Raw genomic sequence first — 825 nt, forward strand, 5'->3', positions numbered from 1 at the left:
CGGATGGAAAGACCACGACCAGTGTCAAAGATGCCAACGGACATGTCAACAAAGAAGTGACAAATGAAGCAGGACTGACAGAAAGCACCACGGATCTTGGAGACGGGGAAGAACAGATCACAACAGCTTACAGTTATGACACAAACGGAAACAAGATCAGGGAAACCTATGCAGACGGCGGTTATAAGACATTTGATTATGACAGGAAGAACCGCCTGATCAAGACAGAGTCCTATGAAGCAGGGGAAGCAGGAGAAAGTATCGGAGAGAAGACCTTAAAGACGGTCTACAGTTACGATATCAATGACAGACTGTTGGAAAGTATCGACTATCAGATCGACGGATCAGAGGAAACAGCCGTACGTTATACAGAATATCAGTATGACCGCAGAGGACAGACAACAGGATATGCAGAATTAAGTCAGGAAAACGAACCGACAGCCGATGAGATCAAAGCACACCAGATCAGATACCATTACGACAGTGATGGAAAGCTTACAAAGGTTACTTATCCAACGACAAAGAACGGAGTTCAGGCTTTAGCATATGAATATGACCAGAACGGATGGCTGACAAAGATCAAAGGAGAAGTTCAGTCAGGAGACAGCAGTACAGAAAAGACAGTACGAAGCTATACTTATGACAGCTATGGCAAAGTCAAAGAGATCAAAGACTACAGAGATCTGTTAAACAGCAGTGATCAGGCAGTGAAGAAAGCCTACACTTATGACAGCCTTGACCGTGTCAAAGAGATGACGTACACAGATCTTGAGACAGGAAAAGTCATGGAATCCTACCATTACAGTTATGACAAGAATTCCAATA

General features: G+C 43.8%; 1 protein-coding gene. It reads left to right on the forward strand.

The window, feature by feature from the left end; all coding sequences use genetic code 11:
• Window positions 1–825: hypothetical protein (locus KE503_RS14365; protein ID WP_212385716.1), on the forward strand; the 825-nt coding region annotated here is incomplete at both ends.

Source organism: Anaerostipes sp. Marseille-Q3525, from assembly GCF_018223505.1.
Taxonomy (GTDB): Bacteria; Bacillota; Clostridia; order Lachnospirales; family Lachnospiraceae; genus Anaerostipes; species Anaerostipes amylophilus.